Raw genomic sequence first — 26,827 nt, forward strand, 5'->3', positions numbered from 1 at the left:
GAATGAAGGTCAAGCGCACATGCGTACAAAGATACGAGATGCGACACGGTCGCGCGTGAGCGAGGCGCGACGGTCACAATAGGAGGGGTGAGCACCCGGGCGACAGACGCGGCCGACACCCGAAAGGCCGCTCGCGAGAGACAGATGCGCCGACGGCGGCGACGGGTCGCGATCGGCGCTCTGATCGTCGTGCTCCTCGCCGCCCTCGTGCTTCTCGTGCCGCGGGTCATCCTCTCCACCGCGGCGGTCGACGCCGCCCCTGCGGGGCCGGGCGTCGTCGTCGGTGGCGTCTACGAGCGCGCGCCGGTGGCGCAGGAGCTCCCGGTCCCGCAGCTCGCGGTCGTCGCGGCCGCGGCGCTCTGCGACGAGCCCGCGGTGCAGGCGGCGCTCGCGGCGAGGGACGACGAGGCGGTGGTCGAGGCCGCCGGCGGTGGCGAGTCCTTCCGCGCGGCCGTGATCGCCGGAGCCGCCCCCTGCATCTCGCTCTCGGACCCCGCGCGGCGCTGGGTCGTGGTCGACAAGCTGCGGCCGCTCAGCCCGCTGGACTACGAGCCCGCGAACCTCGGCTCGCTCAGCCAGGTCACCTCGCTCAACGGCGGGCATCTGCGGCAGGATGCGGATGCGGCGCTCTCCGCGCTCGGTGCGGGCGCTGCCGCGGCGGGCGTCGGCGACGTCGCGGTGCTCAGCTCGTACCGCTCGTACCGCACACAGGTCAGCACCTACGCGCAGCACGTGGACGACGAGGGTCAGGCGGTCGCGGACGCGGGCAGCGCACGACCCGGCTACAGCGAGCATCAGACCGGGCTCGCCCTCGACATGGTCGCCTGCGGCCGGGGATGCGGCGGGCTCGACGACTTCGGCGCGACGGCGCAGGGCCAGTGGGTCGCGCAGCACGCGTGGGAGTACGGCTTCATCGTGCGCTACGAGGACGGCTACATGGGCGTCACCGGCTACGAGTCCGAGCCGTGGCACCTGCGCTTCATCGGTCCGGCGCTCGCCAAGGCCTATCACGACGGCGGGTTCCACACGCTCGAGGACTTCTTCGGGCTGCCGCCGGCGCCCGACTACGCCGGCTGATCCCGCGCGAGCGGCGTCGTCCACACGCGGGGCGGCTCACCGCCCCGCGTTTCCTAGGCTGGCAGGATGCTGCGTCTCCTGTTCTTCGCCGGGCTCGGCATCCTGCTCGCGGCCGTCGTCGTCATGGTCGTCGGACCGCCCGGCGCCGCGTGGTGGGCGCTGCCGCTCGGGCTCGCTCTCATGATCGGCGCCGGCACGCTCGTCGCCATCGCGCGCACGACGCGAGGGGCGATCGGTCCCACGGCGCGTCAGGTCGAGGAGGCCGCGGCGTCGGGTCGCGAGGGCGTCGCCCGCATCGACGTCCTGCGCCAGATCGGGACGCAGATCAACGAGCAGCCCCTCTGCGAGCTCGACGTGAGCGTCCAGCCGCACCAGGGCGCCGCCTTCCGCACGACGATCCGCCGCGTCGTGCCGCTCACGGAGATCCCGCTGTACCAGCCGGGTGCGGGCTTCTCCGCGGTGCTCAGCGCGGGCGACCCGCCCGTCGTGGGCCTCGTCGCGCCGCAGGTCCTGCCGTTGCGCATGCCCGCCGCCGACACGCTGGCCTGGCGAGCGCCGGAACCCGGTGCCGGCTTCGGGCGCCCGCCGCTGATCGGTGTGGGGCGCCGCGGTCGCCCCCTGCGCATCGTCGCCTACGTGCTGGTCGCGGCGATCGCCGCGGCGGCCGTCGCCCTTCCCTATCGTGATGCCCTCTCGCAGACGATCGAGGCGCTCCCGCAGGGGCGGTGGCACGCCGATGTCCGTCAGCCCCAGCCGCTGTCCGCGGCGCTCGAGGCGCTCCGGGAGGCGATCGGCCACGACGTCGTCGACACGGTCGTCGTCGCGGCCGACTACGTGGCCGTCACCGCGCCGCTGCGGCCGGGTGAGACCGCGAGCGACCGCTGGACCTACCGTCGGGGAAGCGTCTCGCACGACGGCCCCGCGGGCACTCAGCCCGAGCTCGCCGCCGAGCAGTTCTCGCTCGACGATGTGGCGTGGGACCGGCTGTGGTCGCTCGTGCAGCAGGCCGCCGCCGCCGAGCGCATCGCCGATCCGGCCGCCACCACGATCACTGTCGATCGATCCGTCGACGACGACATCGACAGCGACACGTTCGCGCGGCCAGTGGGGCCCGTCGAGGTCGTCTTCGGCATCGGCGACGCCTACCGCAGCGCGTTCTACCGCGCCGCCGCCGACGGCACGGGGCTCGCGCGCACGAGCTGACCGCTCCTGGAGGCATCCCACAAACGGCGGCACGGAGTTCCATGAGATGTGCGATGCGATGTCACATCGGGCTGCCGCATCCACCCTCGGCTCGTTAGGATCGCAAGCGGCGACGACGCCCGTGCACACACCGGCGCCGCCTGAGCGATACCCGCAGAGGAAGGAACGGCGCACCATGGAGCGCGACATCTACGACGACGATCACGAGGCGTTCCGCGACGTCGTCATCGAGTTCATCAAGCGCTACGGCACGAACGAGAAGCGCGAGAAGTGGGACGCCGACGGCGAGATCGACCGCGCCACCATGCTCGCCGCGGGAGAGGCGGGGATCCTCGGGCTCTCGGTGCCGGAGGAGTTCGGCGGTGCCGGGATGCTGCAGGACTACCGCTTCCGAGCCGTCGTCAACGAGGAGACCATCAAGGCCGGGCTCGGCTCCCTCGCAGGTGCCCTCGGCATCCAGGACGACCTCGCCGTCCCCTACCTCGCGCACTTCGGCACGCAGGAGCAGAAGGAGAAGTGGCTGCCCGGCATGGCCACCGGCGAGGTGATCGGAGCGCTGGCCATGACCGAGCCGGGCGCCGGAAGCGACCTGCGGGGCGTCAAGACGACGGCGAAGAAGGTCGACGGCGGCTGGGTCGTCAACGGCGCCAAGACCTTCATCTCCTCCGGCAAGACGGCCGATCTGGTCGTGACCTTCGTCAAGACCGGCGAGGGCAACCGCCCCGACGCCTTCAGCCTGCTGCTCATCGAGAACGGCATGGACGGGTTCGAGCACGGGAAGAAGCTCAACAAGATCGGCTTCCACGGGCACGACACGGCGGAGCTCAGCTTCAGCGACGTCTTCGTGCCCGATGAGAACCTGATCGGCGGCGAGCCGGGTCACGGCTTCGTGCAGCTCATGCGCAACCTGCCGCTCGAGCGCCTCTCGATCGGCGTCGCAGCCGCGGCGGCCTCGGAGGCGGGCCTGAGGTGGACCCTCGACTACACGGCCAGCCGCGAGGCGTTCGGCCAGCCCGTCATCGACTTCCAGAACACGCGATTCACGCTCGCCGACATCGCCACCACGGTCGATGTGCTGTGGGCCTACGTCGACCGCGCGATCACGCTGTACGGCCAGAAGAAGCTCACGCCCGAGGAGGCCGCGAAGGTCAAGTTCTGGTCGACCGAGCGCGAGTGGGAGATCCTCGACAAGTGCCTGCAGCTGCACGGCGGCTACGGGTACATCATGGAGTACCCGATCGCGCGGGCGTTCGCCGACGCGCGCGTGCACCGGATCTACGGCGGGTCGAACGAGATCATGCGCGAGATCGTCGCGCGGCAGGTCACCGGCCGCCGGTGAGAGCGGAGGGGGATGCGGCGGCCCACTGGCGCATCCCCCGGCTCAGCCGGCGGCGGTGCCCGCCCGCCGGCGACGGGCCGTGCGGGCCACACCCGCCCGCGTCAGCCGGTCCGCGATGAGGATGCCGAGCCACGTGCCCACAAGCGGGGAGGCGATCGCCACGACGACGAAGGCCGCCAGCATCCACGGCGCGAAGGACTGCATGTCAGCCGCGGTCACCGACCACACGGCGTAGAGCGTCGCGACGACCGCGGTGCCGGCGTAGTACATCCACGTGTGCCAGCGGCGGTAGAGCGCGAGGAGGAACGGCAGCTCCAGCAGCAGCGCGTAGAGCACGTTCGTCACCACGATCGCGGGGCCGGTCGCCGACAGCGGCATGGCCACGAGCCCCGAGAGGAGGCCGGTGAGCACGCCCGCCCCCGGGCGCTCGAGGAGCCGCAACGCCACAACGAACCCGATCGACCAGGCGCCGTAGGCGAGCGCCGCCACGGGCGGAGCGATCGGAGCGAGCGCGGTCGAGAACGCGGTCGCGGGCACGGTCAGCAGGCCCGTGGCGACGCCGATCGCCGCGCAGGTCAGCAGGTAGGCGGTCGAGGCGTTCCTCATGCCGGGCTCTCCGTCCGCGCCGCCCGTGCGGCGGCGGAGGCGGCGCCCATCCGCCAGTACCCGCAGAAGCTCACCGCGTCCTTGTCCATGCCTCGGTCGTTCACGAGCAGGCGGCGACCGCCCGTCGCGAGCGCCTGCTCGCCGGCGATGAAGGCGTGCGGCCCGCCCGAGGGCAGCTCCGCCTCCCGCAGCGCGGCGAGCGCGCCCGTGCCGGGCGCGGCATCGTGCCCGCGGACGACCCACTGCACCGCCAGCCCCGCGGGACGGTCGAACTCGAGCGCGTCCGCGGCATCCGGGACCTCGACGATGGCGAGCCCGGTCGCCGTCTCCGGCAGGGATGCCGCGATCCCCGAGATCGCGGGCAGGGCCGTCTCGTCGCCCACCAGCACGACACGGTCGACGCCCCGCTCGGGGGTGAACATGATCCCCTCGTCGATGATCACGATGTCCTCGCCGGGAGCCGCGCTCGCCGCCCATCCCGAGGCGGGCCCGGCCGTGTCGTCGCGCTCCGAGCCATGGATCACGAAGTCGATGTCGAGCTCGGCACCCGCCCGCGTCGTCGCCGGGCGGAACGCGCGCACCGTGTAGTTGCGCATGACCGGGCGCATCCCGGCCGGGATGCGAAGGTACTTCAGATACCCGACGAGCGTGTTCGCCTTCGCCGGCAGGCGGGTCATCCCCTCCTCGCCGCCCAGCGGCAGGAACAGCCGGAACCACTGGTCGTACCCCATCGGCCGGAAGGCGTCGACCTCTCCCTCGCCGACGGTGACGCGCACCCAGTGGGGCGACAGCCGTGCCGTGCGCAGCACGCGCAGCCGGATCAGCCGCTGGTCCTCGGGCTTGACCATCTTGCTGTTGCGGGCCATGGGCTCCTCCTCGGGGCGACGACGGGGGCGATCAGAGCGGGGCGTTCCCGGGGGCGGTGAGTGCGAACACGGCGGCCGAGGCTGCCCAGGCGAGCACGATGAACACGACGTCGCGCGCGCGGAAGGGAACCAGGTGGCGCTCGGTGCGGGTCGGGTAGGCGCCGAACGCGCGGGCGTCCATCGCCATCGCGACCCGCTCGGCGTGCCGGATGGCGCCGGCCAGGAGCGGGACGACGTAGCCGAAGCCGCGTGCGGCTGCGGCCCAGGGGGTGCGGCCGGCATGGGCGCCCCGCACGCGGTGCGCCTGGCGGATGACCTCGAGCTCGTAGGCGAAGCGCGGCACGAACCGGAACGCCGCGAGAGCGGTGTATCCGACCCGGTAGGGCACGCGCAGCTGCTGCACGAGCGACCGCGCGAGGTCCGGACCGGCCGTGCTCATCCCCGCGACCAGGGCGAGCGCGATGATGGCCCCGAGCCGCAGCGCCGTCGCGAACCCGAGGGAGAGCGCGCCGGCGTACAGCGTCCAGTCGCCGAGGCGGAGGACGGCGGACGTGTCGGCCACCCGGCTCGCATCCACCCAGAGCGAGAAGCCGCATCCGATCAGCAGGATCCCGCCGGGGATCGCGCCGAGCAGCACGCCCGACAGCCGCGCCGACATCCGGACGCCGATCAGAAGCGTGACGTAGGAGAGGACGAGGAAGGCGATCGGCGTGGCCAGATCGCGCACGAACACGAGCGCGATGGTCGCCGGGATCACGGCGGCGAGCTTCGACAGCGGATTGAGCCGGTACAGGAACCGCACCGCGGTCGCGGGCGGCGCGGGGGCGAAGGGGTCGATCGCGAGACTCATCCCGGCGTTCCCGGCGAGTGGGGCGCGGCGAGGTCGGCGCCGGGGAGGTCGGCGAGGCGCGTCGCGGAGGCGAGTGAAGGATGCTGCGACAACCCGCCGAGGGCGCGTCGCAGCGGCGGCAGGCGCAGGCCCGCGCGCTCGATGAGCGCCACATCGGCGAAGACCTCGCCCGTTCGCCCCGCGGCGGCGACCCGTCCGGACTCCAGCACCACGGTGCGGTCGGCGTGCTCGCTGACCAGCTGCATGTCGTGCGTGACGACGAGCACGGTCGTGCCCTCGTCGTTGAGGTCCTGCAGCAGCCGCAGCAGCTCCTCGGCGCGGGCGCGGTCCTGGCCGAACGTCGGCTCGTCGAGCGCCACCACGGGCGCGCCGGCCACGAGCGCCGTCCCGACCGAGAGGCGTCGCTTCTGGCCGCCGGAGAGGAGGAACGGATGCCGCTCGCCCATCTCCGCCAGACCGAACCGATCGAGCAGCGCGACGGTCCGCTCGCGCACCTCGGCCTCGTCGAGCCGCTGCCGGCGCAGGCCCTGCGCGACCTCGTCGAACACGGTGTGCGCGACGAACTGATGCTCCGGGTTCTGGAACACGAAGCCGATGCGGGAGGGGAGCGAGCGCGGATCGGCGCGCGCGACATCGACCTCGCCGAGGTGCACCGTGCCGCGCGGCGGCGGCACGACCCCCGCGATGGCCTGCAGCAGGCTCGTCTTCCCGGCTCCGTTGGCGCCGACGATCGCGGTGAACGAGCCCGCGGGCACCTCCAGCGAGACGTCGTGCAGCACGGTGGTCCGGCCGCGGCGGAGCGTGAGGTGCGCGACCCGCACGCCGGGAGCGGTTCGGCCGTGGTCTGCGCGAGGCGGGGGCGCGCCATCCGCCAGCGGGGGATGCGCCACGAGCGCCGCATGCAGCTGATCGGGCGTGAGGGGAAGGGGGTCGAGCCGGTAGCCGGCGCGGTGCAGTCGGAGTGCGGCGAGCGTCGCCGTCGGCAGCCAGACGCCCAGGTCGTGCAGCTCCCCGGCGCGCTCGCGGAGCGTCTGCTCGGCCGGGCCGTCCGCCACGAGCCGCCCCTCGCCGTCGAGCACCACGACCCGGTCGACGAACCCGATGGCGGCGTCGAGGTTGTGCTCGACCAGCAGGATGCCGTGATCGCCGGCGGCGACGAGGTCGGCGAGGGCCGCGTAGACGTCCTCGATGCCGGCGGGGTCGAGGTTGGCCGTGGGCTCGTCGAGCACGAGCAGAGGCGAGCCGAGCGCCAGGGCCGCGGCGATCGCGAGGCGTTGGCGGCCGCCGCCCGAGAGCCGGTCGGGGTTCTCGTGCCGCCGCTCCCACAGTCCGACCCGGCGCAGGGCAGCCTCGGCGCGGCGCAGCACCTCGTCGACCGGGAGCCGCAGGTTCTCCGGGCCGAAGGCGACCTCGTCGAGCACGGTCCCGGTGACGAGCTGCGCATCCGGATCCTGGAAGACCATCCCCACGTGCGTGCTCAGCCGAGCGACCGTGGTCGTCGCGGTGTCCACTCCCGAGACCTCGATGCGACCCGCGACCGCGGCGGGCACGGAGTGCGGGATGAGGCCGTCGAGTGCCAGCGCGAGCGTCGACTTCCCGGAGCCGCTCGGGCCGAGCAGCAGCACGACCTCGCCTCGCGCGATCTCGAACGACACCCCCTTCGGGGTCGCCTCCGGCGCATCCTCGTGCGTGATGGAGACGCGTTCGAGCCGGGCGAGCGGCGCCGGCGTGGGAGCGGGCGCGGCGGTGGCGGCGGGGGAGGACACGGCATCCAGACGGTCGGGGCGGGTCCTGCTAGGTTAGCCCACCCTAACCTGACGGGCGAGGGGTGCGCCGACGTCCGCATCTGCGGGGATCCTGCGCGACACGCCGTCGCCACCCTCGCGGCCGCGGCGTGTCGGGGACGATCCCCGCCGTTCGGCTCAGCGCCGCACGCGGGTGATGCCCGCCCGGCGCAGGCCCGTGCCCACGCCCAGCCCGACCGCGGTCCAGAGGACGGGGGCGACGACGGAGAGCACCAGGTAGAGGATCTGGGCCCACAGCGGCATGCCCCCGATGTGGGCGGCGAAGAAGACGGCGACGGCGATCACGAGCCCGATGACCGCGCCCGAGACGAAGAACCGCCACGCCGCCCACGAGCGGTACCGGGTCAGCGCTGCGATGACCTCCTGGATGCCGCCGAACAGGATCGCCGTGCCCAGGAACCGGAGCGTCCACTGCGGTCCGATCGCGCTGGCGACGAGCGCGGCGAGCACATGCGTGAGCAGCGCCACCCACGGCAGGCGGAGGACCTCCTGCGCGATGATGCCGGGGAGGACGTGCACGCCCAGCACGAAGCCGTAGAGCGGGGCGGCCACGGCGAGCACCGGGTAGGTGATCCAGCCGGCGAGGCCGCCGAGCAGGCCCGTCGCGACGCCGATCGCGGCGCACGTCAGCAGGACGCGCGTCGAGAGGACGGAGGTTCGGGCCACGTGCCCAGCGTACTTGTCCGCGGGCGGGCGCAGGCGGGAGCGGGCCGTGCGAAACCCGGGGCGCACCGCATCCGGATCAGGCCATCTCGCCGCCGCAGGCGAGAGCGCCGGCAGAACCTCCTGCCCGCGCCGAACGTCCTGATCCGGCGCGGGCCTGCCGGGGCTACAGTCGCCGTCGGCGCCGCGTGAGCCGCACGTGCGGGAGCGGCGGCGCCGGGATGCGCTCGTCGCCGTGCCCGACCACGTGCCCGAACCGCGGCGAACCCGCCTCCCACTCGTCGCGGGCCGCGAGGATCTCGTCGTGCGAGCGTCCCACGAAGTTCCACCACATCACGATGTCGTCCTCGAAGGGCTCCCCGCCGAGCAGGAACAGCGTCGTGTCCGCGTCCGGCGCCGCGATCTCGATCCGGGCGCGCTGCGTGCCGAGGTAGAGCAGCTGCTCCGGGCGCACGGATGGCTCCGCCCCGCCGTCCAGCGCGAGGGCGCCGTGCCCGTGGACGCCCGCCAGCGCGTACTCCCACTCCTCGTGCAGGGGCACGGTGACCACCGCCCCCTGGGGGATGCGGAGCTCCGCGCCGACGATGGGCGTGTAGGCGGTCGCGGGGGAGCTCACCCCGGCGAGCTCCCCCATCACGACCGTGGCCACGGCGTCCGGGCCATCGCGGGTCGGCAGCGCGATCTCGGGCAGCCGCTCGTGCCGTTCGAAGGCCGGCCCACCGTGCCGGCGCGACTCGGGCAGCGCGACCCACAGCTGCAGCGCGTCCAGCGGCACCTCGCCCTCGCCGACCGAGTACTCGGAGTGCGAGATCCCGGCGCCGCTGGTCATGAGGTTCAGCTGGCTGCGGGCGATGACGACATCGCTGCCGACCGCATCGCGGTGGCGCACCTCGCCCACGATCGGCCAGGTCACGGTCTGCAGGCCGATGTGCGGATGCGGCTCGACCCGCATCCGCGCGCGTTGCGGCCCGAACCGGTCGAGGAAGCACCACGCGCCCACGGTGGGCAGGTCGCGTTGCGGGAGGCTGCGGTGCACCTCCATCGCACGCACGCCGCCGAGGGGCACGTCGCGCGCCTCCAGGAGCAGGGACCGGGGCCCCGCGGGCGGCGACGGCTCCTCCGCGACCGCCTCCTCGGGCTCCGCGTCGAGCCGGGTCACTCCGCGAACCCCTCGGTCGCGCGCGGCTCCGGCCACTCGACCGTCAGCCCCGGCACCTCGTGGCTCCGCAGGTGCTTCACGACGAACGGGCACAGCGGCACGATGGTCTCGCCACGGGCCGCGACATCCGTCAGCGCCGCCGCCACGAGGACCGAGCCGAGCCCGTGTCCCGCGAACGCGTTGTCGATCGAGGTGTGCGGGAAGACGAGGCGTCCCGCGCCGTCCGGCTCGAACACGGTGAACCCGGCGAGGACGTCGCCGACGTGGATCTCGTAGCGTCCGGCCTCGTCGTTGCGGGTGACGGTGACGTTCTCGAGCGGCTCGCTCATGGGGGCTCCTCCCGGGGTCGTGGTCCCCACGCTACGCAGGTGGGGCAGACTCGTACAGTGACCGCCCTGTTCGAGACCGTCCGCGCCGCGGTCGGCGACGAGGATGCGGTGTACGACGCGTTCGTCGCCTGGGCCTCCGGTCGCGGCCTCACGCTCTACCCGGCGCAGGACGAGGCGGCGATCGAGCTCGTCTCCGGCGCGCACGTGATCCTGTCGACACCGACCGGCACCGGCAAGTCGCTCGTGGCGATCGCCGCGCACGCCGCGAGCCTCGCCCGCGGCGGCCGCTCGTACTACACGGCACCCATCAAGGCCCTCGTCAGCGAGAAGTTCTTCGCGCTCGTCGACGTGTTCGGCCCCGAGAACGTGGGCATGGTCACGGGCGACTCGGCGGTCAACCCGGACGCGCCGATCGTGTGCTGCACGGCCGAGATCCTCGCCAACCTGGCGCTGCGCGAGGGCCCGGACGCCGACCTCGACCAGGTCGTGATGGACGAGTTCCACTACTACGGCGACCCCGATCGCGGATGGGCGTGGCAGGTGCCGCTGCTGCTCCTGCGGCGCGCGCAGTTCCTCCTCATGTCGGCGACGCTCGGGGACACGACCCGCATCGCGGAGGACCTCACCCACCGCACGGGCCGGCCGGTCGTGGAGGTCACGGGCGCCGAACGCCCCGTGCCGCTCCACTTCTCCTACGCGCGGCGCCCGGTGCACGAGGTCGTGCACAACCTGCTGGAGGAGCGCGAGGCGCCGATCTACGTCGTGCACTTCGCCCAGGCCGCGGCGATGGAGCGCGCCCAGGCGCTCGCGAGCGTGCAGATCGCGAGCCGTGCGCAGCGCGACGAGATCGCCGCGGCGATCGGCGGCTTCCGCTTCACGACCGGCTTCGGCAAGACGCTGTCGCGGCTCGTGCGCGCCGGCATCGGCGTGCATCACGCGGGCATGCTGCCGCGATACCGCCGGCTCGTCGAGACCCTCGCCCAGCGGGGCCTGCTGCGGGTGATCTGCGGCACCGACACGCTGGGCGTCGGCATCAACGTGCCGATCCGCACCGTGCTCATCACGGCCCTCAGCAAGTACGACGGCACACGGATGCGGCAGCTCACCGCCCGCGAGTTCCACCAGGTCGCCGGCCGCGCGGGCCGCGCGGGGTACGACCCGCACGGCAACGTCGTCGTGATGGCGCCCGAGTGGGAGGTCGAGAACGCGGTCGCGCTCGCCAAGGCGGGCGACGATGCGGCCAAGCGGAAGAAGATCGTCCGCAAGAAGGCGCCGACGGGGGTCGTCAACTGGGGTGAGGGGTCGTTCGAGAGGCTGCGGGATGCCGAGCCGGAACCGCTCGTGCCGCAGCTGCAGCTGACGGCGGCGATGCTCATCAACGTCATCGGCCGCGGCGGCGACGTGTTCTCGAACGTGCGCTCGCTCGTGTTCGACAACCACCAGACGCGGGCGCAGCAGTACGCGCTCGCCCGCCGGGCGCTCGCGATCTTCCGCACGCTGCGGGCGGCCGGCGTGGTCGAGGTGGTCCCCGGCTCCGGGGAGATCCGGCTCACGGTCGACCTGCAGCCCAACTTCGCGCTCAACCAGCCGCTCTCGCCGTTCGCGCTCGCCGCGATCGGGCTGCTCGATCCCGAGGATGCGTCCGGATCCGTCGGGACGGGCCACTACGCGCTGGATGTCGTCAGTGTGATCGAGGCGACCCTCGACGACCCTCGGGCGATCCTGTCGCAGCAGGAGTTCCGCGCCCGCGGGGAGGCGGTCGCAGCCATGAAGCGGGACGGGCTCGAGTACGAGGAGCGGATGGCGGCGCTCGAGGAGATCACCTATCCGAAGCCGCTCCAGGAGCTGTTGTCCCAGGCTTTCGAGACGTTCGCCTCGAGCCAGCCCTGGGTGCGCGACTTCGAGCTGCGCCCCAAGTCGGTCGTGCGCGACATGTTCGAGCAGGCGTTCTCGTTCGCCGAGTTCGTGAACGCCTATCAGCTCGGCCGCAGCGAGGGGCTCGTGCTGCGCTACCTCAGCGACGCCTACCGCGCGATCCGCCAGACGGTCCCCGCCGAGGCGCGAACGCCGGAGCTGCTCGATCTCATCGCGTGGCTCGGCGAGCTTGTGCGGCAGGTCGACTCGAGCCTCGTCGATGAGTGGGAGGCGCTGGTGAACCCCGCGGCCGAGGGCGAGGTCGTCGTGCCGCCGCCTCCGCCGTCGGTCGTCGCGAACCGCCGCGCCTTCACGGTCCTCGTGCGCAACGAGCTGTTCCGGCGCATCCAGCTCGCGGCGCTCCAGCGTGACGACGATCTGGCGGCCCTCGATCCGGATGTCGACTGGCCCGCGGTGCTCGACCGCTACTACGACGAGCACGACGGGATCGGCACGGGCGGCGCGGCGCGCTCGCCCGCGCTGTGCGTGATCGACGAGTCCGACGCATCCGACGGCGTGTGGCGGGTCGAGCAGACGATCGACGACCCCGCGGGCGACCACGACTGGCGCATCCGCGCAGAGGTCGATCTCGCCGCATCCGCCGAGGAGGGCGCCGCCGCAGTGCGGGTCACAGAGGTCGTGCGGCTCTAGGCCGTCTCCCTCTCGGTGAGACTCGCGGTCGAGCACATCCAACGGAACGGTGATCATCTCCCACCGCCGGCGCATAGTGTGCCACGTCGGCGCCGTCGATGCCGGGTTTGTCCACGGGCTGGCCTGGCGATGTGCGGCGCGCGAGACTGAGGGGATGCAGACACGGTCGCGGGTGCCCCTCCCCGTCGCGGCTCTGGCCGTGCTGGCCCTCCTCGCGGGCTGCGCGCCGGAGCCACCGGCGCCCTCCCCCTCCTCCTCGCGCACGGCGTCCGCCACCCCGACGCCGACGCCGACGCGCACGGTGGATCCGATCGCCGGCATGAGCCTCGAGGACCGTGTCGGGCAGCTGTTCATGGTGGGGACCTCGGTCGACGGCGTCACCCCCGAGACCCTCGCGGCCGTGCAGAGCCAGCGCATCGGGGGCGTCTTCCTGCACGGCCGGTCGTCCGCCGGCGTGGACGCGACCTCCTCCCTGGTCTCGCAGTTCACCGGCGCGAACCCCACGACCTCGCCCGCGCTCTGGGTCGCGACCGACCAGGAGGGCGGGGACGTGCAGGTGCTCTCCGGCCCCGGCTTCGACGACATCCCCTCGGCCGTGACGCAGGCGACCGACGGCTGCGACACGCTACGGGCCAGCGCGCTCGGGTGGGCGGGCTCGCTGTCGAAGGCGGGCGTGAACATGAACCTTGCCCCGGTCGCCGACATCGTCACGAGCCCCGACACGGCGGGCGAGAACCCGCCGATCGGCGCGCTCGACCGTGAGTACGGGTACGACGAGGCGACCGTCGCGGCGTGCGCGGGCGCCTTCGCGCAGGGGATGCGGGCAGCCGGCGTCCTGCCGACCTTCAAGCACTTCCCGGGCCTCGGGCGGGTCGCCGGCAACACGGACGTGTCGGCCGACGTGGTGGACACCGCGATCGGGCCGGACTCCCCCGACGTCGACGTCTACCGGACCCTGCTCGCGGAGGGCCCCGCGGTCGTGATGGTCTCGACCGCGGTGTACCAGCAGATCGATCCCGCCGCCCCCGCCGCCTTCTCGCCGCCGGTGGTGACCGGTCTCCTCCGCGGACGTCTGGGCTACGACGGCGTCGTCACGACCGACGACCTCTCCGCCGCCGCGCAGGTGCAGCAATGGGCGCCGGGCGACCGCGCGGTGCTCGCGATCCGCGCGGGCGTGGACCTCCTGCTCGTCTCGGCGGATCCCTCGGTGTTCCCGGAGATGTACGACGCCGTGCTGAAGCAGGCGGAGAACGATCCGTCGTTCGCGGCGCTGGTGGATGCGTCGGCCCGACGCATCGTGGAGCTCAAGAGCTCGTTCCGCTGACCCGCACGGGGCGGGGTTTTCCCCGGCCCGTGGCCGCCCCCGGGCGCTCCCGTGCGCGTAGCGTGGAGAACGGGGCGACACGATCGTCCCCGATCCGCGGAGCGGATGTGCGCTCCGCACGAGAGTGGAGGAGACCCTGCCATGAAGGCTGCACGTTACTACGACCGCGGCGACATCCGCATCGAGGACATCCCGGAGCCGCAGGTCGAACCGGGAACGGTCGGCATCGACGTCGCCTACTGCGGCATCTGCGGCACGGACCTGCACGAGTACCTGGACGGACCGATCTTCGTGCCTCCCGCGGGTCACCCGCATCCGATCTCGGGCGAGTCGGCTCCCGTCACGCTCGGGCACGAGATGTCGGGGGTCGTCTACGCGGTGGGAGCCGGGGTCACCGATCTCGCCCCCGGCGACCACGTGGTCGTCGAGCCCTACATCGTGCGCGACGACGTCGACACGAGCGAGGCCAACATGGCCTACCACCTCTCGCCCGACATGAACTTCATCGGGCTGGCGGGACGCGGCGGCGGGCTGGCGGAGAAGATCGTGGTGCAGCGCCGCTGGGTGCACCCCATCGGCCCCGACATCCCGCTCGACGAGGCGGCGCTCATCGAGCCGCTGTCGGTCGGCTACCACGCGTATCGACGGTCGGGCGCCCAGCGGGGCGACCTCGCCCTCGTCACGGGCGCCGGCCCGATCGGGCTGCTGACGGCCGCCGTGCTGACGGCCGAGGGGGTCACGGTCGCGATCTCGGAGCCGAGCGCGCTGCGGCGCGAGAAGGCGCTCGAGACGGGGGTGGCCGCTCACGTCTTCGACCCGCGCGAGGTCGACGTCGTCGCCGAGGTGCGAGCGCTCACCGGCGGGGTCGGTGCGGACGTCGCCTTCGAGTGCACATCGGTGCAGCCTGCGCTGGACACCCTGTTCGAGGCGGTCAAGCCCCGCGGTGTCATCGTCGTCGTCTCGATCTGGGGACATCCCGGCTCGCTCGACATGCAGAAGCTCGTGCTCAAAGAGGTCGATCTGCGGGGGACGATCGGCTACGTGAACAGCCACCCGGACACGATCCGGCTCGTGCAGGAGGGCAAGGTCGACCTGAAGCCCTTCATCACGGGCCGCATCGGGCTCGACCACCTCGTCGACGAGGGCTTCGACACCCTCATCCACCGCAACGAGACGGCGGTCAAGATCCTCGTCGACCCGCGGCTGTGATCTGTGCCGCCGACGCCCGGCCCGGGCGTCGGCGGCGGTCGTTACCCTGGACGGGTGAGTGCGCCGCATCCCGACTCCTGGACCGAACCGGGCTTCGACGCGTTTCCGGACGACTGGGTCCCGCCGGATGACTGGGCCCCCGACGACGAGTTCGCACCGCCCCCCGACGAGTCGACGGCGGTGGGGGAGGCATCCGCTCCCCGCCGCCACCTGACGGGCGCCGATCCCCTCTCGGTCCTGGCCGAGGTCTACGGGTACGACGCGTTCCGCGGCGACCAGGCCGAGATCGTCGCGCACGTCGTCGCGGGCGGCGACGCCGTGGTGCTGATGCCCACGGGCGGCGGCAAGAGCGTCACGTATCAGGTGCCCGCGCTCGTGCGCGAGGGAACGGGGCTCGTCGTGAGCCCGCTCATCGCGCTCATGCACGATCAGGTCGACGCGCTGATCGCCAACGGCGTGCGGGCGGCGTATCTCAACTCGACCCAGACGCCCGACGAGCGCCGCCTCACCGAGCAGATGTTCGTCGCGGGCGAGCTCGACCTCCTCTACGTCGCGCCCGAGCGTCTCAACCTGCCGGCGACCAAGGCGCTGCTGCAGCGCGGCCGGCTGAGCGTCATCGCGATCGACGAGGCCCACTGCGTGTCGCAGTGGGGCCACGACTTCCGCCCCGACTACCTGCAGCTGGGCGCGCTCGCCGACGACTTCCCCGGGGTGCCGCGCATGGCGCTGACGGCGACGGCGACCCGCGCGACGCACCGCGAGATCGCCGAGCGGCTGCGGCTGCCGGACGCGCGTCACTTCGTGGCGAGCTTCGACCGGCCGAACATCCAGTACCGCATCGAGCCCAAGGTCGATCCGCGGCGCCAGCTCCTGGCGTTCATCCGCAGCCAGCCCGAGGGCGCGGCGGGCATCGTGTACGCGCTCAGCCGCAAGAGCGTCGAGCAGACCGCCGACTACCTGCGCGGTCAGGGCATCGACGCATTGCCCTATCACGCGGGGCTGCCGGCGCCCGTCCGCGCATCCCATCAGAGCCGCTTCCTCCGCGATGACGGCATCGTGATGGTCGCGACGATCGCCTTCGGCATGGGCATCGACAAGCCCGATGTGCGCTTCGTCGCGCACATCGACCTGCCGAAGTCGGTCGAGGGGTACTACCAGGAGACGGGCCGCGCGGGCCGCGACGGCGAGCCCTCGGTCGCCTGGATGGCCTACGGCCTCGGCGACGTCGTGCAGCAGCGCCGCATGATCGACCAGTCCGAGGGCGACCTCGCCCACAAGCGGCGCATGCAGCAGCACCTCGACGCGATGCTGGCGTTGTGCGAGACCGTGGCATGCCGCCGCCAGAACCTGCTCGGCTACTTCGGGCAGGAGTCCGGCGCCTGCGGCAACTGCGACACGTGCCTCACGCCGCCCGAGACGTTCGACGGCCTCGTCCCGGCGCAGAAGCTCCTGTCCACGATCGTCCGGCTGCAGCGCGAGCGGGGGCAGGCGTTCGGTGCGGGGCACCTCATCGACATCCTGCGCGGCGCCGACACGGAGCGCATCCGCCGGATGGGGCACGCGCAGCTCGCGACGTACGGCATCGGGCAGGACCTCTCCGATGCCGACTGGCGCTCGGTGGTCCGCCAGCTGCTGGCCCGCGGCATCCTGGTGGCGCAGGGCGAGTACGGCACCCTCGCGCTCGGCGACGACGCGTCCGGTGTGCTGCGCGGTGAGACGCCCGTCCCCCTCCGGCGCGACACGATCGGCCGCGTGACGGTCTCCCGCACGCGCAAGCCCGCGGCATCTGCGGACGTCGCCGACGGTGACCGCGAGCTGTTCGAGGCGCTGCGTGCCTGGCGGGCCGAGACCGCGCGCGAGCAGGGGGTCCCGGCGTACATCGTGTTCGGCGACGCGACCCTCCGCGCGCTCGCCGAGCAGCGACCCTCCCGCCCGGGGGAGCTCGAGGGGATCACCGGCATCGGAGCGAAGAAGCGCGAGGCCTACGGCGACGCCGTGCTCGAGGTCATCGCGGCGCACTGACCTCCCCGTCTTCGGGCGCGCCGCCGTCCCGCCCGGGCGGTCACCGTCGTGGCAGCACGTCCTCGAGGTGGGTGCGCAGGATCGCGGCGATGTCCACGTTCTCCCGGTCGTAGAGCCACTGGATCTGGAGGCCGTCCCACAGCGCGACCAGCCAGACGGCCTCGTGCTCGGGATCGCGATGGGGCGGCAGGTCGCCGTCGGCGGCTGCGGCCTCGAAGAGCGCGCGGAACATGTCGATCGAGGCGTGGAACCGCTTCGAGAAGTAGGCGTGCGCGGGATGCCGGGAGGCGGTCGCCTCGCACGAGAGCACCGTGTAGACCTCGATCAGCCCGGGGGCGGCGGTCGCGTTCCGTGCGGCGCCGTCGGGGATCTCGCGCAGCGCGGCGGCCGCGGTCGTCGCGCTGAGGATCGGAAGCGCGCGGCCGATCTCCTTGTCGCGTTCGGACAGCACCGCCTGCAGCAGGTCCTCCTTGGTCGGGTAGTGATGGAACAGCGCCGACTTCGACACGCCGACGCGCTCGGCGATCGAGCGCATGCTGGTGTCGCCGTATCCCTCCCGCGCGAACAGGGCGGTCGCGTCGCGGAGGATGCGATCGCGGCGGGCCCGCCCCGCGCTGTTGCCGTGGGGGCGGATCGGGGCGCTCGGCAGGCGCATCTCCGGCAGCGGGGAGGGCGCGATGCCGGTGGGCGGGCGGGGCGGGGCCCCGTCTGCGTACGGGCGCGCGACGAGCTCGGCGTCCCGGTCGAGCTCCCGCGCGACATCCACTCGGTCGGGGGCGTAGAGCTGCATGATCTGGAGGCCGTCCCATCCCGCGATCAGCCGGCGGGTCTCCACGCGCAGGTCGCGGCCCGCGCCGTAGGCGCGAGCCTGCTCGGTCGCCGGACTCGACTGCATCCGGGCGTACCGGCGGCGCATCTCGTCGTGGGCCGGGTGACCGGATGCGGTCGCCTCGCCGACGAGCGCTGTGAACACCGCGAGGTACCCCGGACGCTCGGCGTTGCGGCGGGCGAGGTCGGCGGCGCTCAGCGGCGCGTGCGAGCGCTGGCGCTCCCGCACCCACTCCGCGTTCACCGACTCGAACTCGGCCACGAGGTCCCGCAGGATGTCGTCCTTCGAGGGGTAGTGGCGCAGCAGCCCCGGGTGGCTGAGGCCGGCTGCGGCGGCGATGTCGCGCAGCGAGGTGGCGCGGTAGCCGGGGTCGACGAAGAGCCCCAGCGCAGCGGAACGGATCTGCTCCCGCGTGCGTGCACCGCGTGCGGTCAGGGCGCCGACGTCGCGCGTCGGGATGCCGCGCTCGGGGGATGTCGTCGTCATGGCCGTCTCCGTCGAGGCTACCGCTACCGCGGTGATCGAGACGATACCAGTCGATCGAGAAATGGTTACCAGTCGGTCTGTTTCGGGTGTATCGTGCTTTCGACGCCGCCGAGGCAGGCCAGGCGTCACGCGTGAAAGGACACGAGATGACAGAGCTGTCAGCCGCCGCCAGTGCCGCCGCCGCAGGCACGACCGGCTTCAAGGCGCCGGGGACGACCCCCTCGCGCACTCCTCGGGGTTACACGCCCGCGCTGGCCGGAGTGAACTTCGGCATCTACCTGGCGCTGTTGACGCCGGTCATGGTCGCGATGGCGTTCAAGATCCAGCACATCGACCCCGCGGGGGCCACGGGCAGTCTCGGCCTCGTGCTCGGCATCGGGGCGCTCTTCGCGCTCGTGGCCAATCCGCTCGTCGGTCGCCTCTCGGACCGGACGACCTCGCGGTGGGGCATGCGCCGGCCCTGGATGCTGGGCGGCGTGCTCGTGGGCCTCGGCTCCTTCGTCCTCATCGGCGCGGCGACGAGCGTGTGGGTCGTGCTGGTCGCCTGGTGTCTCGCGCAGGCCTCGATGAACGCGGTCCTCGCTGCGGCCAACGCCACGATCCCCGATCAGGTGCCTGTCGGCGGCCGCGGCAGGGTGTCCGGGGTCGTGGGGATCATGACCCCCCTCGGCGTCCTGGGCGGCAGCTTCCTCACCAACCTCATCGCCGACGACTTCCTGCGCTTCTTCGTTCCCGCCGTGATCGCGGTGGTCCTCGTCGTGCTGTTCTGCCTCATCCTCCGGGACCGCCGCCTCGCCGAGAAGCCGGCGCAGCGCTTCACCGTGGGCCAGTTCCTCGGCTCGTTCGTGTTCAACCCGGCGGCCCACCCCGACTTCGGGTGGACCTGGCTCACGAAGTTCCTCGTCATGTTCGGCTACGCGGGCATCGCGACCTATCTGCCCTACTACCTCACCGAGCGGTTCCAGCTCGACGAGAAGGGAGCGACGGGCATCATCCTGCTGGCCAACGTCGCCTCCATGGTCGCCATGATGATCTCCAGCCCGCTGGGAGGGTGGCTCTCCGACAAGATCGGCAAGCGTCGCCCCTTCGTCGCGCTCGCCGGACTCATCATGGTCGTCGGTCTCGTGCTGCTGGCGTTCGCGCCGAGCCTGCCCGTGCTGATCATCGCCCAGGCGATCATCGGCCTCGGGGCGGGATCGTTCCTCTCCGTCGACCTGGCGCTGGCGACCGAGGTGCTGCCCAACCCCGACGACACGGCGAAAGACCTCGGGGTGCTCAACATCGCGAACGCGCTGCCCCAGTCGATCGCTCCCGCGATCGCCCCCGGGATCATCGCGCTGGGAGCGACGACGGCGCTCGGCGGCTATACCGTCTATTACCTGTTCGGCGCCCTCGTGGCGCTCGCCGGCGCGGTCTTCGTGTACCGCATCAAGGGAGTGAAGTGAGATGACCACGACGGAGACGATCACCGGCGCCCGGCCCTGGCTCGATGCGAGCCTGCCGGTCGCGGAGCGTGTGGAGCTGCTGCTGGCCGAGATGACGGTGGAGGAGAAGGCCGGGCTCTTCTTCCACACCATGATCCGGATGGGCCCCGGCGGCGAGCTGTCCACGGGGGAGCCGGACTTCGGTCTCCCCTCGACCGAGGAGTACGTCCTCGACCGCCACATGACGCATTTCAACCTGCTCGGCGCCGCTCCCACAGCGGGCGAGATCGCCCGCTGGCACAACCGGCTGCAGGAGCTCGCCGCCTCGACCAGGCTCGGCATCCCGGTGACCGTGTCGACCGACCCCCGTCACTCCTTCAGCGAGAACCCGGGCGCCGCGATGATGGCGGGCCCGTTCTCGCAGTGGCCGGAGCCGCTCGGGCTCGCCGCGACACGTGACGCGGAGCTCGTGCGCACCTTCGGCGACATCGCCCGTCGCGAGTACACGGCCGTCGGGCTGCGGGTGGCCCTGCACCCTCAGGTCGACCTCGCCACGGAGCCGCGATGGGCGCGCGCGCTGCAGACCTTCGGCGAGGACGCCGACCTCACGAGCGAGCTCGGTGCCGCCTACGTCCGCGGGTTCCAGGGCGAGACGCTGGGCACGGAGTCGGTGGCGACCATGGTCAAGCACTTCCCCGGCGGCGGCCCGCAGAAGGACGGCGAAGACCCCCACTTCGCGTACGGGCGGGAGCAGGTTTACCCCGGCGACGCGTTCGAGCTCCACCTGAAGCCGTTCGCCGCCGTGTTCGAGGCGGGCGCGAGCCAGGTCATGCCGTACTACGGGATGCCGGTCGGCACGAGCTACGAAGAGGTCGGGTTCGGGTTCAACAAGGCCGTGCTGACCGGGCTCCTGCGGGAGCGACTCGGGTTCGACGGCATCGTCTGCACGGACTGGGGGCTCGTGACCGACTCCCTCATCCTCGGCCAGCCCTTCCCGGCGCGGGCGTGGGGCGTCGAGCACCTGTCGCGGCCCGAGCGGGTCGCGAAGATCCTCGAGGCCGGCGCCGACCAGCTCGGCGGCGAGTCGTGCACCGACGTGCTGATCGAGCTCGTGCGCTCGGGGGCGGTCTCGGAGGCGCGCCTGGACGTCTCGGCGCGACGGCTGCTGCGCGAGAAGTTCGTGCTCGGGCTCTTCGACGACCCCTACGTGGATGTCGACGCCGCCGACGAGATCGTGGGCTCGGAGCCGTTCCGGGCCGCGGGCTTCGCGGCGCAGCAGGCCTCGATCGCGGTGCTGTCGAACCGGACGCCCGAGAACGGGACGCCGGTGCTGCCGTTCGCCCGCGGGACGAGGCTCTACGTCGAGGGCATCGACCCGGCGGCGGCGGCCGCCTACGGCGAGGTGGTCGGGACCCCCGCCGAGGCCGATCTGGCGATCCTCCGGATCGCGGCGCCGTACGAGGAGCGCGCTACCGCCTTCGAGAACTTCTTCCACGCGGGATCGCTCGAGCTCCCGGCCGCGCTGCTGGCGCACATCGCCGAGGTGTCGGCATCCGTGCCGACCGTCGTCGACGTGTTCCTGGACCGCCCCGCGATCCTCGCGCCCATCGTGTCCGCCGCGGCCGCCGTGACGGCCAACTGGGGCTCGAGCGCGGCCGCGCTGCTGGACGTGCTGTCGGGCGCGGTGCCCGCGCGCGGCGCCCTGCCCTTCGATGTGCCCCGGTCGATGGCGGCGGTCGAGGCCTCCCGCCCCGACGTGCCGTTCGACACGGCCGATCCGCTGTTCCGGTTCGGCCACGGCCTGTCCCTCTGACCCGCTCCGCCCCCCGCCCCGGCGATGACCGCGGGGGGCGAGGGCCCGGGCGGGCCTGTGGGGAGGACACAACGATCGTGCGAGACGTCGCCCCGCGACGTTGTGCGAGGTGGCCAACCGAGTTGGGGTGATGTTGTGGAAGTCCTACCGTCGATAGTGACTTCCGCTGTCCCTCCTCGCTGAAAGGTGGCGTCATGGCCGACACCGTCATCCGTTCCCGCAAGCCCGCGACCAGCACTCGCACTCCCGCCGGCGGCGCGCCTGCCGCCCCGCGCAGCGCGGCCGAGGCGGCCGAGCCGCGCATCGACGTCTCCGCCGTCACCGACATGCTGCTCGGAACGTGGGCCGAGACGCGGCGCGAGGCGCGCGAGATGATCAAGGACCCGGCGTTCTGGCGCATCGACGGGCTGACGGTGGCGGAGCACCGCGAGCGCGTGCTCGGGCAGCTGCACCTGATCGTCGAGCACGGGGCGTCGGCGCGCGCCTACCCCGAGGAGTACGGCGGCAAGGACGACAACGGCGCGAACATCGCGGGCTTCGAGGAGCTCGTGCTCGCGGACCCGAGCCTGCAGATCAAGGCGGGTGTGCAGTGGGGCCTGTTCGGCGCCGCGATCCAGCAGCTCGGCACCACGAAGCACCATGACGCGTGGCTCCGGGATGTCGCGGAGATGCGGCTGCCGGGAGCGTTCGCGATGACCGAGACGGGCCATGGCTCGGATGTGGCCGCCATCGGCACGACCGCGACCTACGACCCCGACAGCGAGGAGTTCGTCATCCACACCCCGTTCCGCGGGGCCTGGAAGGACTACCTCGGCAACGCGGCGCTGCACGGGCGTGCCGCCACGGTCTTCGCGCAGTTGATCACGGGCGGCGTCAACTACGGCGTGCACTGCTTCTTCGTGCCGATCCGCGACGAGAACGGCGCGTTCCTGCCCGGCGTCGGCGGCGAGGACGACGGCGTCAAGGGCGGCCTCAACGGCATCGACAACGGCCGCCTCCACTTCGACCACGTGCGCGTGCCCCGGTTCAACCTCCTCGACCGATACGGGCAGGTGGCCGAGGACGGCTCCTACACGAGCGACATCCCGAGCCCGGGCCGCCGGTTCTTCACGATGCTCGGCGCCCTCGTGCAGGGACGCATCTCGCTCGACGGCGCCGCGACGACGGCCGCAGCCCTCTCGCTGAAGATCGCCGTGACGTACGCCAACCAGCGGCGGCAGTTCGACTCCGGCTCCGGCACGCCCGAGGTCGTGCTGCTGGACTACGGCAAGCATCAGCGCCGGCTCATCCCCCGGATCGCGACGGCGTACGCGCAGGCGTTCGCCCACGACGAGTTCCTGAAGAAGTTCGACGGCGTCTTCGGCGGCTCGGCCGACACCCCGGCCGAGCGGGAGGACCTCGAGACGCTCGCGGCGGCGCTGAAGCCCCTCAGCACCTGGAACGCCCTGGACACGATCCAGGAGTGCCGCGAGGCCTGCGGCGGCGCGGGCTTCCTCGCCGAGAACCGGCTGGTGGGTCTCCACTCCGACCTGGACGTGTTCGCCACCTTCGAGGGAGACAACAACATCCTCCTGCAGCTGGTGGGCAAGCGCCTGCTCGGCGACTTCGCGAAGCAGTTCAAGGGCGCGGACGCCGCCGCGCTCGCCCGCTTCGCTGTCGGCCAGACGGCGGGCAAGGTCTTCCACGGCGCGGGGCTGCGTCAGCTCGGCCAGACGGTCGCCGATCTCGGCTCGACCGCGCGGTCGGTGGAGTTCGGTCTGCGCGAGGACCAGCAGCACGAGCTGCTCGCGGGGCGGGTGCAGCGTATGGTCTCGGACATCGCCGGGCGGCTGCGTCCGGCATCCAAGCTGTCGCCCGAGGCGGCCGCGGCACTGTTCAACGAGAACCAGGCGACGCTCATCGAGGCGGCGCGTGCCCACGCGGAGCTGCTGCAGTGGGAGGCGTTCACGGACGCGCTGCACCAGGTGAGCGACGACGGCACGCTCCAGGTGCTCACCTGGGTTCGCGACCTGTTCGGTCTCTCGCTGATCGAGAAGCACCTGGCCTGGTACCTGATCAACGGCCGGCTGTCGGCACAGCGTGCGGGCGCGGTCTCGCGCTACATCGATCGACTGTGCCTGCGGCTCCGCCCGCACGCTCAGGACCTGGTCGATGCCTGGGGCTTCGAGCCCGAGCACGTGCGCGCCCCCATCGCCTCCGGCGCCGAGCAGGCCCGCCAGGACGAGGCGGCGGCGTACTACGCCGCGCTCGCGGCCTCGGGCGAGGCGCCCGTCTCGGAGAAGTCGCTGCAGAAGTCCAAGAGGTAGCGGAGTCGAGGCTCTCGTCGCCTGTCCGCAACGGTCGGGTGGGCGGCGATGTCGGAGCCCGGTCGTAGGGTGGCGGCATGATCGACCTCGTCACCGGCTCCGACGACCGTGCGCGCTGTGGCTGGGTCGGGGCCGACCCCGAGTACGTCCGCTACCACGACGAGGAGTGGGGCCGCCCGCTGCGGGGCGACCGTGCGCTCTTCGAGAAGGCGAGCCTCGAGGGGTTCCAGGCGGGACTCTCGTGGATCACGATCCTGCGCAAGCGGCCGCGTTTCCGCGAGGTGTTCGCCGGCTTCGAGCCTGCCGCCGTGGCCGCCTTCGGTCCCGATGACGTGGAACGGCTCATGACGGACGCCGGCATCGTCCGCAACCGCGCCAAGATCGAGGCCGTGATCGGCAACGCCGTGCGTGTCGCGGCGATGGCTCCGGGCGAGTTCGACGCGCTGCTGTGGTCGTTCGCGCCGCCGGAGGCGCCGCATCCGTCGTCCCTGGCCGAGGTGCCCGCCGTGACGGCGGAGTCGACGGCCCTGAGCACAGAGCTGCGCCGCCGGGGGTTCCGCTTCGTCGGGCCGACCACGATGTATGCCCTCATGCAGTCGGCCGGGATGGTCGACGACCATGTCGCGGGGTGCTGGCGCGCTGCTGCCTGAGGCGGTCGAGCCGGGGCGGTCAGCGTCCGGTGTCGAACAGGTGCGCCGCGCCGTGACCGAGCACCTTGACCACGACGCCGCGTCGCTGGAGCTCTGCGACCGTGCGGGTCTCCTCCGCGATGTCGCGGCCGAGGGCGTGCACGCTCGTCACCACCACGACATCCCCTCTCCCGAGGTGCCCGAACAGCCGCGCGAGTCGCTGCTCCCAGCTCTCCAGCGGCTCGGGCGAGGGGTGCCGGAATCCGTGGATCGGAACCCCGAAGCGCGCGAGCTGCGCCCGCTGCTCCACGACCGAGGGCATGTCGTCGCGGTTGACGACGACGCCGACGAGGCGTGCGCCCGCCGGGCGAGCCCGCCACCAGTTGTCGTCCGCTTCGAGCTCGTGAAAGCACTGCGGACACTCCGCCGCGGCGTGCGGCACCGGAAGCGGACCGGTTGTTGCGTCAGTCATCCGTGTTCCCCGCGATCTTCAGTTCCAGGCTCAGCTGGTCGGCGTCGAGCTCGGCCAGCGTGCGTCGAAGGAGTGCCGAGCTGTATCTGCCGGTCGAGGTGACCTCGACCAGGCGTCGCCGCATCGCCTCGATCATCACCAGGCGCAGCTCCAGCCTCTCACGAAGCTCCCCGGTCATGTCGGGGTCCGGTGGCTCGGCGAGCCGTGCCCCGACCCGCTGGAGCATATCCGGCGAGAAGGGCGTGCCGTCGCGCCGGGCGAGCCTGTCGTTGCGCAGCACCGCCGCGCCCGCTTCGCGCAGCTCGTCCTGCAGCGCCTCGTCGTCGGAGCCTTCGTTCGCCTCGGGGGCGCGGCGGATCCGCAGCGCCCGCACGAGCGGCGGCAGGGTGAAGCCCTGCAGGAGCAGACTGACGACGGCGACCGCGAACGCGATGTAGACGAGCAGCGGACGGTGCGTCGTGTCGATCGGCAGCGTCTGGGCCGCGGCGAGCGTGACGACGCCCCGCATCCCCGCCCAGACGATCACGGTGCCGTGCTTCCAGCCCAGCGGCGAGCTGCGGTAGTAGTCGAGGTCGGCCGCCAGCCGTGTGACCCGGCGGCGGATGTCGCCGATGCGGCGGGCGCGCGCCTCGGGGTCCCTCGGCAGCGCCCGTGTCCGCCGCCGGGACGTCCTCGTGCGTGCGCCGTCCCGTTCCCAGGTCACGGGCTCGCCGCTCTCCAGGGCGTCGAGTCGCGTGCCGATGCGGTCGAGGTCGAAGCGGGCATAGCGACGCGCTCTCCGTCCCTGCCCCCAGAGCAGGAGCGTGACGTACACGGCGCGGACGAGGACGATGATCGCGAGGGCGGCGAGGGCGGCGAGGGCGAGCCAGGTGCCGTGCCAGAGGCCGTCGTGCTCGGTCAGGTTCTTGGTCACGACATCGGTGAGCTCGAGACCCATCAGCAGGAAGACGCCGCCTTCGAGGATGAGCTCGATGGTGCGCCAGTTCAACGCGTCGGAGATGCGCTGCTCGGGGGTGAGCCAGCGGGCGGCGCCCTGGCCGATGACGACGCCCGCGACGACCGCGGACACGAGACCGGAGCCGCCCAGGGCCTCCGTCGGCAGATAGGCGATGAACGGGATGGCGAAGCTCAGGGCGGTGTTCGCGGCGGCATTGCCGATCCACGCCCGCAGTCGCAGCGTCAGCCAGCCGATCACGCCGCCGATGACGATCGCGACGAGCACGCCCCAGAGGAAGGTGCCGATCGCGAGGCCCATCGAGAACGACCCGGCGATCGCGATCGTCGCGGTGCGCAGCAGCACGAGCGCCGTCGCATCGTTCAGCAGGCTCTCGCCCTCGAGCATCGTGACCACGCGCGGCGAGAGCCCCACGCGCTTCACGATCGAGGTGGCGACGGCGTCCGTGGGCGAGAGGATGGCGCCCAGCGCGACGCCCACCGCGAGCGGAAGCCCGGGGATCGCCCAGGAGAAGAAGAGCCCGAGCACGACCGAGCTGATGATCACGAGGAACACCGACAGGCCGGCGATGGGGCGGAAGTCGCGCCGGAACTCGATCGCGGGCAGGTTGATCGCCGAGGAGTAGAGAAGCGGCGGCAGCACGCCGATCAGGATGATCTCGGGGTCGACGGGCCGGAGGTTGGGGATGAAGGGCGTCAGCGCCGTGAGCAGGCCCACCGCGACGAGGACGAGGGGCGCGGCGATGTTGACCCGCTGCCCGATGGCGGTCACGATCGTGATGACGACGATCCCGATCACGATGACGACGAGGGTCTCCACGCGCTTCTCCCCTCCGATTCCCGACGAGCCTATTGTGCCGCGGCAGCCTCTTCCCCCTGCGGAGCGTCGCTGCGCCT

21 protein-coding genes are annotated in these 26,827 nt (G+C 72.4%); 11 read left to right on the forward strand and 10 right to left on the reverse strand.

What is annotated here, in order from left to right; all coding sequences use genetic code 11:
* Window positions 1-87: 87 nt before the first annotated feature.
* The 3 genes from QE381_RS11420 (at window position 88) to QE381_RS11430 (ending at window position 3,619) form a co-directional block, all read left to right on the forward strand.
* Window positions 88-1,077 (forward strand): M15 family metallopeptidase, encoded by a 990-nt coding sequence (locus QE381_RS11420; protein WP_307218268.1) that lies wholly within the window; start codon window positions 88-90, stop codon window positions 1,075-1,077.
* A gap of 66 nt (window positions 1,078-1,143) precedes the next feature.
* Window positions 1,144-2,280, forward strand: a complete 1,137-nt coding sequence (locus QE381_RS11425; RefSeq protein ID WP_307218270.1) for a hypothetical protein — start codon at window positions 1,144-1,146, stop codon at window positions 2,278-2,280.
* 175 nt (window positions 2,281-2,455) lie between these two features.
* A complete protein-coding gene (locus tag QE381_RS11430) occupies window positions 2,456-3,619 on the forward strand; it encodes an acyl-CoA dehydrogenase family protein (RefSeq protein WP_307218273.1) in 1,164 nt (387 codons plus the stop codon).
* A gap of 42 nt (window positions 3,620-3,661) precedes the next feature.
* On the opposite strand, the gene QE381_RS11435 is transcribed toward QE381_RS11430, so the two are convergent.
* The 7 genes from QE381_RS11435 to QE381_RS11465 form a co-directional block, all read right to left on the reverse strand.
* On the reverse strand, window positions 3,662-4,225 hold the full coding sequence (locus QE381_RS11435; RefSeq protein WP_307218275.1) for an ECF transporter S component: 564 nt from the start codon (window positions 4,223-4,225) through the stop codon (window positions 3,662-3,664).
* Window positions 4,222-5,091: a siderophore-interacting protein gene (locus tag QE381_RS11440; RefSeq protein ID WP_307218278.1), complete on the reverse strand. Its 870-nt coding sequence runs from the start codon at window positions 5,089-5,091 to the stop codon at window positions 4,222-4,224. Before QE381_RS11440 ends, QE381_RS11435 begins: the two co-directional genes overlap by 4 nt.
* Window positions 5,092-5,122: 31 nt before the next feature.
* Entirely contained in the window at window positions 5,123-5,941 is an 819-nt protein-coding gene (locus tag QE381_RS11445) for an energy-coupling factor transporter transmembrane protein EcfT (RefSeq protein WP_307218279.1), read from the reverse strand.
* On the reverse strand, window positions 5,938-7,707 hold the full coding sequence (locus QE381_RS11450; RefSeq protein WP_307218281.1) for an ABC transporter ATP-binding protein: 1,770 nt from the start codon (window positions 7,705-7,707) through the stop codon (window positions 5,938-5,940). The genes QE381_RS11445 and QE381_RS11450 overlap by 4 nt, the downstream gene beginning before the upstream one ends.
* 156 nt (window positions 7,708-7,863) lie before the next feature.
* On the reverse strand, window positions 7,864-8,412 hold the full coding sequence (locus tag QE381_RS11455) for an ECF transporter S component (RefSeq protein WP_307218283.1): 549 nt from the start codon (window positions 8,410-8,412) through the stop codon (window positions 7,864-7,866).
* Window positions 8,413-8,575: 163 nt separating this feature from the next.
* Window positions 8,576-9,568: a pirin family protein gene (locus QE381_RS11460; protein WP_307218285.1), complete on the reverse strand. Its 993-nt coding sequence runs from the start codon at window positions 9,566-9,568 to the stop codon at window positions 8,576-8,578.
* Window positions 9,565-9,897: a GNAT family N-acetyltransferase gene (locus tag QE381_RS11465; RefSeq protein WP_307218287.1), complete on the reverse strand. Its 333-nt coding sequence runs from the start codon at window positions 9,895-9,897 to the stop codon at window positions 9,565-9,567. The genes QE381_RS11460 and QE381_RS11465 overlap by 4 nt, the downstream gene beginning before the upstream one ends.
* 57 nt (window positions 9,898-9,954) lie before the next feature.
* Here QE381_RS11465 and QE381_RS11470 point away from each other — a divergent pair, with 57 nt between their 5' ends.
* From QE381_RS11470 to recQ, 4 genes are all read left to right on the forward strand, one after another.
* Window positions 9,955-12,462: an RNA helicase gene (locus QE381_RS11470; RefSeq protein WP_307218290.1), complete on the forward strand. Its 2,508-nt coding sequence runs from the start codon at window positions 9,955-9,957 to the stop codon at window positions 12,460-12,462.
* Window positions 12,463-12,616: 154 nt separating this feature from the next.
* On the forward strand, window positions 12,617-13,786 hold the full coding sequence (locus QE381_RS11475) for a glycoside hydrolase family 3 N-terminal domain-containing protein (protein ID WP_307218292.1): 1,170 nt from the start codon (window positions 12,617-12,619) through the stop codon (window positions 13,784-13,786).
* A 141-nt stretch (window positions 13,787-13,927) separates the two neighbouring features.
* Window positions 13,928-14,995, forward strand: a complete 1,068-nt coding sequence (locus QE381_RS11480) for a 2,3-butanediol dehydrogenase (RefSeq protein ID WP_307218294.1) — start codon at window positions 13,928-13,930, stop codon at window positions 14,993-14,995.
* Between the two features lie 54 nt (window positions 14,996-15,049).
* Window positions 15,050-17,017 (forward strand): DNA helicase RecQ, encoded by a 1,968-nt coding sequence (gene recQ / locus QE381_RS11485; protein ID WP_307218297.1) that lies wholly within the window; start codon window positions 15,050-15,052, stop codon window positions 17,015-17,017.
* A 40-nt stretch (window positions 17,018-17,057) separates the two neighbouring features.
* Here the strand turns inward: recQ and QE381_RS11490 are convergent, their stop codons facing one another.
* The gene (locus QE381_RS11490; RefSeq protein ID WP_307218299.1) at window positions 17,058-18,332 is read right to left on the reverse strand and encodes a TetR/AcrR family transcriptional regulator; all 1,275 of its coding nucleotides are present in this window, start codon (window positions 18,330-18,332) and stop codon (window positions 17,058-17,060) included.
* Window positions 18,333-18,478: 146 nt separating this feature from the next.
* On the opposite strand from QE381_RS11490, the gene QE381_RS11495 reads away from it, so the two are divergent.
* The 4 genes from QE381_RS11495 (at window position 18,479) to QE381_RS11510 (ending at window position 24,525) form a co-directional block, all read left to right on the forward strand.
* The gene (locus QE381_RS11495; RefSeq protein ID WP_307218301.1) at window positions 18,479-19,777 is read left to right on the forward strand and encodes an MFS transporter; all 1,299 of its coding nucleotides are present in this window, start codon (window positions 18,479-18,481) and stop codon (window positions 19,775-19,777) included.
* A gap of 1 nt (window position 19,778) precedes the next feature.
* Entirely contained in the window at window positions 19,779-21,569 is a 1,791-nt protein-coding gene (locus QE381_RS11500) for a glycoside hydrolase family 3 protein (protein ID WP_307218303.1), read from the forward strand.
* 194 nt (window positions 21,570-21,763) lie between these two features.
* Window positions 21,764-23,875, forward strand: coding sequence for an acyl-CoA dehydrogenase (locus QE381_RS11505; RefSeq protein ID WP_307218305.1), 2,112 nt, complete (start codon window positions 21,764-21,766; stop codon window positions 23,873-23,875).
* A gap of 77 nt (window positions 23,876-23,952) precedes the next feature.
* The gene (locus QE381_RS11510; RefSeq protein ID WP_307218307.1) at window positions 23,953-24,525 is read left to right on the forward strand and encodes a DNA-3-methyladenine glycosylase I; all 573 of its coding nucleotides are present in this window, start codon (window positions 23,953-23,955) and stop codon (window positions 24,523-24,525) included.
* Between the two features lie 19 nt (window positions 24,526-24,544).
* On the opposite strand, the gene QE381_RS11515 is transcribed toward QE381_RS11510, so the two are convergent.
* Both QE381_RS11515 and QE381_RS11520 read right to left on the reverse strand, forming a co-directional pair.
* Window positions 24,545-24,976: a recombinase family protein gene (locus QE381_RS11515; RefSeq protein ID WP_307218309.1), complete on the reverse strand. Its 432-nt coding sequence runs from the start codon at window positions 24,974-24,976 to the stop codon at window positions 24,545-24,547.
* Window positions 24,969-26,750: a sodium:proton antiporter gene (locus QE381_RS11520; RefSeq protein WP_307218311.1), complete on the reverse strand. Its 1,782-nt coding sequence runs from the start codon at window positions 26,748-26,750 to the stop codon at window positions 24,969-24,971. Before QE381_RS11520 ends, QE381_RS11515 begins: the two co-directional genes overlap by 8 nt.
* Between the last annotated feature and the right edge of the window lie 77 nt (window positions 26,751-26,827).

It is taken from the genome of Microbacterium sp. SORGH_AS_0888, from assembly GCF_030818905.1.
GTDB lineage: Bacteria > Actinomycetota > Actinomycetes > Actinomycetales > Microbacteriaceae > Microbacterium.

Excerpts from the sequence above, each read along its gene's own strand:
- QE381_RS11425 (WP_307218270.1), top strand. The coding sequence starts at position 1,144 with ATGCTGCGTCTCCTGTTCTTCGCCGGGCTCGGCATCCTGCTCGCGGCC.
- QE381_RS11430 (WP_307218273.1), top strand. The coding sequence starts at position 2,456 with ATGGAGCGCGACATCTACGACGACGATCACGAGGCGTTCCGCGACGTC.
- QE381_RS11435 (WP_307218275.1), bottom strand. The coding sequence starts at position 4,225 with ATGAGGAACGCCTCGACCGCCTACCTGCTGACCTGCGCGGCGATCGGC.
- QE381_RS11440 (WP_307218278.1), bottom strand. The coding sequence starts at position 5,091 with ATGGCCCGCAACAGCAAGATGGTCAAGCCCGAGGACCAGCGGCTGATC.
- QE381_RS11445 (WP_307218279.1), bottom strand. The coding sequence starts at position 5,941 with ATGAGTCTCGCGATCGACCCCTTCGCCCCCGCGCCGCCCGCGACCGCG.
- QE381_RS11465 (WP_307218287.1), bottom strand. The coding sequence starts at position 9,897 with ATGAGCGAGCCGCTCGAGAACGTCACCGTCACCCGCAACGACGAGGCC.
- QE381_RS11475 (WP_307218292.1), top strand. The coding sequence starts at position 12,617 with ATGCAGACACGGTCGCGGGTGCCCCTCCCCGTCGCGGCTCTGGCCGTG.
- QE381_RS11480 (WP_307218294.1), top strand. The coding sequence starts at position 13,928 with ATGAAGGCTGCACGTTACTACGACCGCGGCGACATCCGCATCGAGGAC.
- QE381_RS11490 (WP_307218299.1), bottom strand. The coding sequence starts at position 18,332 with ATGACGACGACATCCCCCGAGCGCGGCATCCCGACGCGCGACGTCGGC.
- QE381_RS11495 (WP_307218301.1), top strand. The coding sequence starts at position 18,479 with ATGACAGAGCTGTCAGCCGCCGCCAGTGCCGCCGCCGCAGGCACGACC.
- QE381_RS11500 (WP_307218303.1), top strand. The coding sequence starts at position 19,779 with ATGACCACGACGGAGACGATCACCGGCGCCCGGCCCTGGCTCGATGCG.
- QE381_RS11505 (WP_307218305.1), top strand. The coding sequence starts at position 21,764 with ATGGCCGACACCGTCATCCGTTCCCGCAAGCCCGCGACCAGCACTCGC.
- QE381_RS11510 (WP_307218307.1), top strand. The coding sequence starts at position 23,953 with ATGATCGACCTCGTCACCGGCTCCGACGACCGTGCGCGCTGTGGCTGG.
- QE381_RS11515 (WP_307218309.1), bottom strand. The coding sequence starts at position 24,976 with ATGACTGACGCAACAACCGGTCCGCTTCCGGTGCCGCACGCCGCGGCG.